This window comes from Nonomuraea diastatica (assembly GCF_004349015.1).
Classification (GTDB): Bacteria; Actinomycetota; Actinomycetes; order Streptosporangiales; family Streptosporangiaceae; genus Nonomuraea; species Nonomuraea diastatica.
In genome coordinates this window covers 1-9,711 of sequence record NZ_SMKP01000281.1, presented here as the reverse complement: position 1 = coordinate 9,711, position 9,711 = coordinate 1, and the positions used below count along the sequence as shown (strand labels likewise).

General features: G+C 72.6%; 5 protein-coding genes. 4 read left to right on the top strand and 1 reads right to left on the bottom strand.

Features of this window, described 5'->3' with window-relative positions; translation table 11 throughout:
- On the bottom strand, nucleotides 1-1,265 hold a 1,265-nt coding region (locus E1294_RS49080), incomplete at its 3' end, for an MFS transporter (protein ID WP_132519288.1).
- A 450-nt stretch (nucleotides 1,266-1,715) separates the two neighbouring features.
- Between E1294_RS49080 and E1294_RS49075 the strand changes: the two genes are divergently transcribed.
- The 4 genes from E1294_RS49075 to E1294_RS49060 all read left to right on the top strand — a co-directional run.
- Nucleotides 1,716-4,466 (top strand): LuxR family transcriptional regulator, encoded by a 2,751-nt coding sequence (locus E1294_RS49075; RefSeq protein ID WP_165977915.1) that lies wholly within the window; start codon nucleotides 1,716-1,718, stop codon nucleotides 4,464-4,466.
- 56 nt (nucleotides 4,467-4,522) lie between these two features.
- Nucleotides 4,523-5,017 carry a cobalamin B12-binding domain-containing protein gene (locus E1294_RS49070; RefSeq protein WP_132519282.1) on the top strand — a complete coding sequence of 165 codons (495 nt, stop codon included), beginning with the start codon at nucleotides 4,523-4,525 and terminating at the stop codon, nucleotides 5,015-5,017.
- A complete protein-coding gene (locus E1294_RS49065) occupies nucleotides 5,017-6,285 on the top strand; it encodes a methylaspartate mutase (protein WP_132519279.1) in 1,269 nt (422 codons plus the stop codon). Before E1294_RS49070 ends, E1294_RS49065 begins: the two co-directional genes overlap by 1 nt.
- Nucleotides 6,286-6,290: 5 nt before the next feature.
- On the top strand, nucleotides 6,291-9,711 hold a 3,421-nt coding region (locus tag E1294_RS49060), incomplete at its 3' end, for a non-ribosomal peptide synthetase (RefSeq protein ID WP_165977914.1).

Genomic DNA, 9,711 nt, shown 5'->3' with positions numbered 1-9,711 from the left:
GTGCGGGGGAACAACACGACCGTGGCCAGGATGGTGGCGGCGGTGATCCACCAGGCGGTGGCCAGGCCCAGGTGCATCGCGACCCAGCCCAGGCCCGCCGCCGCCACGCCGCCGCCGGCCTGCAGGAGCAGCGAGTCGACCGACAGGAGTGTGGTGCGCTCGGCCGAGGTCGCACGCTGGTGCAACATCTCGCCGCGGAGCAGTTCGCTGACCCCGCAACCCAGGTAGAGGGTGACGTAGCCGAGCCCGGCGAGCACGATGGCCAGGGTGCCGCTGAGCGGGGTGGAGGCGGCGATGATCGACAGGGAAAGCGCGGTGACGCCGGTGCCGATGATCGCTCCCCGTCGCGAGCCGCGCGCCACCCGGGCGACCAGCGGGGCCAGCGCGCTGCCGAGAGCGCTGCCCGCGAAACCGATGGCGCCGACCACGGCGTAGATCATGCCCGCGCTCTCCGGCTGTCCGGTGAGGTCCTGCAGCCGGCTCGGGGTGAAGATCTCGATGGAGTTGAGCACGACTCCCACGCCGCCCGCGACGAGCAGCAGCCTGGTGATGGCGCGCTCACGCAGCCCGCTGCGCAGCCCGCCGGTGATCGCGACCGGCACGCCCCGCAGCACGTTCGCGAACGAGGCGCGCAGGCGCGGCGGCTCGGGCATGGCCACGATGGTGACGACGAACTGCACGGCGGCGGCCGCGGCGGCCAGCAGCATGGGCACCGACAGCGGGACGAGCGGGCCGAACGACCAGGTCGAGGGCAGCGCCAGCGGCACGATGCCGCCGATGAGCGTGCCGCCGCACAGCGCGATGGATCCCATGGACGCGCCGCGGGCCAGGCCGGGCTTGAGGTTGGCGTCGGGGCCGTCGATGGTGTGCATGGTGTCGACGTACCACGCCTGGGCGGGGCCGCTGGCCAGGGCGCGGGAGACCGCCTTGAGCACGAAGGCGATGGCGAAGAGTCCGAAGCCGGTGGCCAGGCCCATCAGGAGCAGGCTCGCCAGGGCGAAGACGGCAGAGGCCGCGATGGTCGCGCGGCGGCCGATGACGTCGGCCAGCCCGCCGGTGGGCAGCTCCAGGGAGACGACCGCGATGGAGTGGATCGCGATGACGAGGCCGACGGAGGCGACGTCCATGCCGCGCTGGAGCATCAGCAGGACCATGGGCGCTCCCATCAGCCCGGCGGGCAGCCAGGCAAGGAAGCTGATGAGGGCGTAGCGGCCGGCTGCGGCGCGGGCGGTGAGGGGCGCTGTGGTGGCTGAGTCCGCTGTCATGCCTTCACGATAGATTCGCAAAGACAATTTTGCAAACTTAATTTTGCGATCTTGGCACGAAAAGAGGGCGGACCGCGGTGGTCCGCCCTTCTACCTGCGGGTTCAGCCGATGGGAACGGGGGTGGCTAGTCCCAGGGGGTGTCGGCGTAGGCGATGGCGGTGGCGGGGCCGAGCAGGGTGGCGATGGAGATCGTGGCGGTGATGACGATCTTCTTGAGCTGCATGGCTGGCACCCCTTCACCTGGGCTTTCGACTGGGTTCTGCGATGCCTCAGAAGCTACGGAGGGGGTCATTCGCGGCCGTATCGCGCGCCTTATCGCCGCCGGGCGGTTCCCGTGATAGCGCCACGATGGGGCCGCGATGGGGCCGAGAAGGCCAACTTCCCAACATAAGAGGCATGAGTCCTATCGCCGTGGGCGCGTCGCCGGCAGAGGGAGGCCAAGGATGGAGATGAGGACGAGAGACGACGAGCCGCCGAGACCGCCGGCATGGGACGCGCTGGAGCGCGCGTGGCAGCACGCATGCACGGGCGTGAGCCGGTTCGCCGAGGTGGCCGGCGATCCCGGACTCGGCAAGTCCCACCTGCTCGGCCTGCTGGCCGAACACGTGCGCTCCCATGGCGGGACCGCGGTGCTGGCCAGCGCACGATCCGTCCCGCGCGGCCCGTACGCGCTGCTGCAGGACGCCTGCGAGTGCCTCGGTGAGGACCTCGGCCTGGACGAGTGCGACCCCCACGACCCCCACGCCGTCGGCAGGCTCATGCGCGACCGGCTCGGGCAGCGCGCCGACGGCGGCCCCCTGCTGGTCGTCCTGGACGACGCGCACGCCGCCGACGAGGCATCGCTGCGCGCTCTGTGCTTCCTGACCAGGCACCGTCCCTCCGGCCCGCTGCTCGTCTGCGTCTCCTACCGGCCGCGCCAGGCGCCCGCGCTGCTCGCCTCGGTGCTGGCCGGCCTGGATCGCGAGGACACCCGCCTCTCCCTCGCGCCCGCCTGCGACGCGACCGCGGCCCGCCTCCTCCACGCCGACGCCGACGACGTACGGGTCAGGCCCGTCAACCGGTTCTGCGAGGGCAACCCGCTGTATCTCGCGGCGCTGGCCAAGGGGCGGGGACTCGATCTCGTCCCGCCGGGCGGGGAGTGGCGGCAGTCCCTCCTGCCGCCGGGCGTCGCCGCCGAGCTGACCCGCGACCTGGCCGAGCTCGGAGCGACGGCGCAGCTCGTCGCGCGTGCCGCCGCCGTGGCCGGCGAGCGGTTCACCCTCGGGCTGGTCACGGCCGTCTGCGGCATCGACGGCGAACGTGTCCTGCTGGGGCTGGACGAGCTGGTCGGCGCGGACGTGGTACGCCACTCGGAGCGGAACTACGCCTTCCGCCACCCGCTGACCTGGAAGGCGACGCTGGAGACCACCGGGCACGCCTGGCGGATCACCGCGCACCGGCGCGCACTGGACGCGCTCAAGGCCCGTGGTGCTCCGGCCCAGGAGTACGCCGCGCACCTGGAATGGGCCGCCCGCGAGGACGGGCAGTCTTTGTCGCGGGAGTTCGCCGCCGCGGGCCGCGCCGTGCTGCCGGTACGTCCGGCGCTCGCGGCCCACTGGCTCGACCTGGCCGTCCAGCACGCCCCCGATCAGGGACTAGACCGACTTCTGCTCGATCGGGCCGCCGCGACCCTTCAGGCCGGCCAACTCCGCCGGGCCTACCGACTCTCCCTGGAGGCGGCCGACACCTCGCTTCAGGCCGGCACCTCGCTCCAGGGCGACACCTCGCCTCAGGCCGGCTCGCCGGACCGGGCCGGGCATCGGACGCGGGCGCTGCGGATGGCGGCGTACGCGGGCCGCCTGCTCGGGCGGACCGCCGAGGCGGGAGCGCTGCTGTTCGAGGCGCTGGCCACCGCCGAGGAGCCGGGAGATCAGGCCGAGACGGCGTTGTGGCTGGCGATCACGCAGCTCTCGGACGTGGAGCCCGGGCTCGACCTCTGCCGGCTGCGGCAGCGGCTCGGCCACCTCGCCGCGCACGGTTGCCGGGTCACCCGCGCCCTCTGCTCGGCCGTGCACGCCGTGTGCGAGGCCCTCACGGGCGAGGGCAGCACGTCGAACGATCTGCGTACCGCGACCCGGCTGATCGACCAGACGCCGGACGCCGAGCTCGCCGGCCGGCTCGATCTGGTCGCCTGGCTGTGCTGGGCGGAGCTGCGCCTGGAGCGGTACGCGGACGCGCTGCGCCACAGCCGCAGGGCCGCCGCCCTCGCTCGCGCCGCCGGTCGCGCCGTGCCGCTCGGCCTGCTGCTCACGGTGGCGGGAAGCGCGGCGGGGTACCTGGGCCGCCAGGCGGAGTCGGCCGCGGCGCTGGACGAGGCGGTGGCCGTACTGGCCGGTGAGGACCACGCCTATCTGCGGGCGCACGCGCTGATCGAGCGGTCGGCGACCGCGAGGCGGGACGGTGACCTGCCGGCCGCGGCACGCTGGGCCGGGCATGCGCTGGCCGCGGCACCCGACCGGCTGGCGGCCGCGCACCTGTCCGCCGCACGCCTGGGCGCGGGGAAGGCGCCGGAGCGGGACGCGGGGGAGTTCCTCCGGCACGCCGGCGGTCAGCGGCTGTCCGCGCTGCCGGCGTTGTACCGGGCGGACTTCTACCTGACCGTGATCACGGCGGGCAAGGCGCTGGGGCTGACCGACCAGCTCGTGCACTGGGGAGAGCTGCTGGAGAAGGAGGCGGACGCGACGGGGCTGACCGGGCGGGTCGGCCTCAGCATGGTCGCCTCGGCGACGGCGCTGCTGGCCGCCGGGCAGCCGGCCAAGGCCGCGGCCAAAGCGGCGGCGGCGGCCGACCTGATGGACCGGGCGGGGGCTCCCGGTTCGGCCGCACACGTCCGCGCGCTGGCCGAGCCGGCACGCGGCCAGGCGGAAGAACACTCCCGTACGCCCGACGGCACCACGATGGACCTGCTCACCTGCCGCGAGCTGGAGATCGCCGAGCTCGTCAGCAGCGGCGTCACCAATGGCCAGGTGGCCCGCCGCCTGGGCGTGAGCGAGAAAACCGTGGAAGGGCACCTGTCCCGCGTCTACCGGAAACTGGACATTCCCTCGCGCGCCGCCCTGGCGACATTGTTCACCCGGTCGCATTTCGGCGACCCGGCCATTGAGCAGGGGAATTCCCTGGCCCGGCAGGACGAGGGGATTCCCCGACTGTTGCCGGGCTGAATCCCCGGAGACCTGGTCTTATCGGCCTCTTAATCACTGACGAGGAGCGACCGGAAATGACGAGCGTAGAGATATTCGAAGACCTCGGCCGGCGGGACGCATTCGGCCCTTTGGTGTCCCGGGCCCGCAAATTCCTGGTTTCCAGTGTTCCCTCCGATTCGCACATGTGGAACCTGGTCGCGCTACAGATTTTCCTTGAGGAGATGGGACACGAGGTCGTCAATCTCGGCGCCTGCGTCCCCACGGAACTGCTGCTGCGGCGGTGCCACGCGGAACGCCCCGACTGCGTGGTCATCAGCAGCGTCAACGGCCATGGCCACATCGACGGGGCCCGGCTCATCACCGCCCTGCGCGCCGACCCCGGGCTCGCCCGGCTCAACGTCGTCATCGGGGGCAAGCTCGGCGTCGAGGGCGAGGCGAACAGCCAGTTCGAGCAGGAGCTGCTGGAGCTGGGGTTCGACGCGGTGTTCCACGTCGGCGCGGGCGACTCCGCCCACGCGATCGAGTCGTTCCGCCGCTACATCAGCTCGCACGTGGAGCAGGTGACGTGATGATGCGCTCGCTGTTCACCGAGTTCGTCGCCCTGGTCAGGAAGACCGGGACGCTGATCGTGCAGCCGAGGATGGGCTTCGACGATCCGGCTCTCATGCGACGGGGGCTGCTGGCTGTACGGTCGGCGGGCGTGACCGCGATCGGCACGGTCACGCTGGACAGCTACACGCGCCAGGGGGAGCACGACCGGGCCCAGATGGCGGTCGCGTCGGGCCTGCGGCTCAACGGCTACCCGCTGGTCGCGCACGGGGCGGAGACCACCGCGCGCATGCTCGGCGGCGTCATCGGCGCCGGCTTCCCGATCCAGGTGCGGCACGGCTCCCCGTTCCCCGAGCAGATCTTCCGCGTCATGCTCGACGCCGGCGTGGACGCCTCGGAAGGCGGACCGGTCTCCTACTGCCTGCCCTACAGCAGGATGCCGCTGCGCGAGTCCGCCATCGCGTGGTCGAAGGCCGCCCGGCTGCTGGCCGAGCAGCGCGAGCGGGGCGTGGTGTGCCATCTCGAATCCTTCGGCGGCTGCATGCTGGGCCAGCTCTGCCCGCCGAGCCTGCTGGTCGCGCTCTCCGTCCTGGAATGCCTGTTCTTCCAGGAGCACGGCGTGCCCAGCGTGTCGGCGAGCTACGCCCAGCAGACCCACCAACGGCAGGACGCCCAGGCCCTGATGGCGCTGCGGCGGTTGTGCGCCGAATACCTGACCGACGTCGACTGGCACGTCGTGCTCTACACGTTCATGGGGCAGTTCCCCGAAAGCGTCACCGGCGCCGAGCAGCTCATCAGGGAAAGCGCCCGGCTGGCCGCGGCCACCAGGACCGAACGGCTCATCGTGAAGACCGTCGCCGAGGCGCATCGTATCCCCTCCATCGAGGAGAACACGGCGGCGCTGCGCCTGGCCCACGACGCGGCTCGGGAGCAGGCCGGGCCCGCCTCGCCCCCGTCCGCCGGCGCGGACTCGGAGATCTATCACCAGGCCAAGGTGCTCGTGGAAGAGGTACGCGGCCTGTCCCCCTCACTCACGCAGGCCCTGCCGGCCGCCTTCGAGCGCGGGCTGCTGGACGTTCCGTACTGCCTGCACCCCGACAACCGCAACCGGACGCGGACCGTGATCGGCGCCGACGGGCTCCAGTGGAGCGACACGGGCGCCATGCCCATTCCCGCGGGCCTGGGCGGCGGACGCATCGGCTCCCGCCGTCTCCTGGCCGACCTGTCCTTCCACCGGCGCAGGCTCGACCCGGCCCCGCATGCGAACTTCCCTTCGAGAGCCAGGTGAATACGTTGTCCACCAGCCCAACCCCCTCCCTCGTCACCGCGGCGCAGCGCCGGCTCTGGTTCCTGGACGAACTGCGGCCGGGAGACGTGCAGGTGACGGCCTGCCGCGCGCTCCGCGTACGCGGTGACCTAGAGCTCCAGCAGGTACGCAGAGCGGCGCAGGAGCTGCTCGCCCGGCACGACGTCCTGCGCACCCGGCTGACCGGAGGCGAATCCGGTCCCGTCGCCGTGACCGAGCTCGTCGTCGCGGCGGACGTCGCGATCGTCGAGCCGCCCCCCGACACGGGGCCCGAACAGCTCGTGGCCGCGCAGACCCTGGAGCCGTTCCAGCTCGACCGCGCGCCGCTCATGCGGGTGCGCCTGGTCAGGCTCGGCGCCCGTGACCACCTCCTCGTGCTGACGGCCTCGGCCATCGTCGCCGACGACCGTTCGGCCGAGCTGCTGATGGGCGAGCTGTGGACGTTGTTGTCGGGTGGCCGCCTGGACGAGCCCGCGCCGGTGGCCGTCGAGCCTTCAGAGGGCGGAACACCGCAGGACCGCATGCGGTTCTGGACCGAGCGGCTGGTCGGCCTGCCGACACTGGAGCTGCCCTGCACCCTGCCGCGCCCGGCCCATCGGCGAGGCAGGGCGGCGGCCGTCGCCGTGCCCGTCGCGCCGGACTCGCTGGATCGGCTGCGCGACTCCGCAGCCGGCCCGGACGCGGGTGCGGGTGCGGAGCTGGTGCTGGCGGCCTCGCTGCAGTTGCTGCTGCGCAGGTTGGGCGCGGCCGATGACCTCGCGCTCGGCGTGCGGTGCAGGTCAGAAAGCGTGGGGGAGGCCGTGGGCCCGCTCAGTGACCTGGTGCCCGTACGGTGCGTCGCGGACGACGAGGTGAGCCTGCTCGAGCTGCTCGGCCGGTACGCCGCCGAGTTCGCCGCCTGCCTGCGCCACCGTCTGCCGTTCGAGGCCGTGATCGACCTGCTGCAGCCGGCCCGCGACCCGGGACGGCCGCCGCTGGTGCAGGCACAGGTGGTCGCCGCGGAGCCGGGCGAGCAGAGCTGGGCGGCCGCAGGTCTCTCCGCGACCAGGATCGATGCCCCTCCCACGACGACCGAGGTGGATCTGGCCGCGCACCTGACCGCCGGGGGCAGGCTGCTGCTGGTCTACGACGTGGACCTGTTCGAGGCGGCCGAGGCGGACCGGCTGGCGGGCCAGTACGCGCTGCTGCTCGACCAGGTCGCCGCCGACCCGTTGCGCCCGCTGGCGGAGCTGGACCTGTTCGGCGAGCGGGGGCACGACGAGCTGATCGTGCGCTGGAACGACACCGGCCGCGACTACCCCCTCCACCTGTGCCTGCACGAGCTGGTGGAACGGCAGGCCGACCGCTCGCCCGACGCGGTGGCCGTACGGCAGGGCGACCGGACGCTCCGGTACGCCGAGCTGGACCGGCGGGCCAACCAGCTCGCCCGGCACCTGCGCGAGCGGGGCGTCGGCAGGGAGACGCCGGTGGGCATCTTCCTGGGCCGGTCGCCGGAGACGTTCGTCGCGACGATGGCGGTGCTGAAGGCGGGCGGCTGCTACGTGCCGCTCGACGTGGGCTATCCCGACGAGCGGATCGAGTACACGATCGCCGACACCGCCATGCGCATCATCCTGACCACGGCGGACCTGCGCCACCGGCTGCCCGCGTGCGAGGCCGTCTGCCTGGATCAGGACGCCGACCTGATCTCGCGGCAGGCCGGCACCCGGCCGGAGCCGGTCGCCGGCCCGGACGACCTGGCGTACGTGATCTACACCTCGGGCTCGACGGGACGGCCGAAGGGCACCATGATCGAGCACCGGGGGATCGTCAACTACCTGATGTGGGCCGCCGAGCGGTTCCCCATGACGGGCCGCCACGGCACCGTGATGCATTCGCCCTTCGGCTTCGACTTCACCGTGCCGTCGATGTTCCTGCCCCTGATCTCCGGCAGCGACGTGGTCCTGCTGCCGGAGGGCGACGGGCTGGACGAGCTGGTGGACGTGCTGGCCGCCGGGCTGGACTTCAGTTTCGTCCGGCTCACCCCCTCGCACCTGGCCGTGCTGAACCGGCAGCTGGCCGACCGGGAGACCGAGCCCTCGGTGCGCGCGCTGTTCGTGGGCGGCGAGGCTCTGCACGCCGGGCTGGTCAAGGAGTGGTGGAAGCTGGCCCCGGACACCATGGTGCTCAATCAGTACGGGGCCACGGAGACCTCGGTCGGCGGCTGCTCGTACGTGCTCGACGGTCCGCCCGACCGCAAGATCGTGCCGCTGGGCGGGCCGAACCCCAACATGCGCATGTACGTGGTGGATGAGCGGACGCGGCTCGTGCCGCCTGGAGCCGTCGGCGAGGTGGCCTTCGCCGGGCCCGGTCTGGCCCGTGGCTACTGGGGGCGTCCGGACCTCACCGAGCAGCGGTTCGTGCCGAATCCGTTCGGTCCGGGCCGGTTGTATCGGACGGGTGATCTGGCGCGGTTGTCGCCGGGTGGGGAGCTGGAGTTCGTCGGGCGGGCCGATCATCAGGTGAAGATCCGTGGGCATCGGATCGAGCCGGGGGAGGTGGAGGCGCGGCTGGCGGCGCATGAGCTGGTGCATGCGGTGTTGGTGCTGGCGCGTGAGGACACGCCGGGGGACAAGCGGCTGGTGGCGTACGTGGTGCCGGAGCCGGGTGCGGAGGTGCCTGGTCGTGCGGAGTTGCGGGAGTTCTGCCGTCTGGCTCTGCCGGAGTACATGATTCCCGCGGCGTTCGTGGCGTTGCCGGAGTTCCCGCTGGACCCGAACGGCAAGGTGCACCGCGCCGCCCTGCCCGCCCCCGAGACCTCGCTCGGCCCGGTCGAGCTGCACGATGCCCCGCGCGACGAGGTCGAGGCCCTGATCGTCGAGATCTGGTCCGAGGTGCTCGGCGTCGACGCGCCCGGCGTGCACGACGACTTCTTCGACCTCGGCGGACACTCCCTGCTGGCCTCGAAGGTGGTCGGCCGGCTGCGTGAGCGGCTGGGGACGCGCCTCGCGCTGCGCTCGGTGTTCGAGGCTCCGACCGTGGCGGAGCTGGCCGAGGTGGTGCGTACGGCCCGGGCCGACTCCGGCGAGCGTATCCCGGTCAGGCCCGACGGCTCCTCCGCGCCGCTCTCTCCCGCGCAGACGCGCCTGTGGTTCGCCGACAGGATGACACCGGACTCGGCCGAGTACGTGGTGCCCATCGCCTTGGAGCTGCGCGGGGCGCTGGACGTGCACGGTCTCGGCCGGGTGCTGGCGGCCGTGGTCGCGCGGCACGAGGCGCTGCGTACGCGCGTGGTGGAGCACGACGGCGTGCCGGTGCAGGTGGTGGATCCGGCGGGCGCGTTCGAGCTGCCCGTGGTGCCGGTGGGCGACGTGGAGGAGTTTCTCGCCGAGCACGCGCGGCGGCCGATCGACCTGGCCACCGGCCCCG

What these genes read in the sequence shown, in the direction of transcription:
- E1294_RS49075 (WP_165977915.1), top strand. Translation starts at nt 1,716, where the DNA reads ATGAGGACGAGAGACGACGAGCCGCCGAGACCGCCGGCATGGGACGCG.
- E1294_RS49070 (WP_132519282.1), top strand. Translation starts at nt 4,523, where the DNA reads ATGACGAGCGTAGAGATATTCGAAGACCTCGGCCGGCGGGACGCATTC.
- E1294_RS49065 (WP_132519279.1), top strand. Translation starts at nt 5,017, where the DNA reads ATGATGCGCTCGCTGTTCACCGAGTTCGTCGCCCTGGTCAGGAAGACC.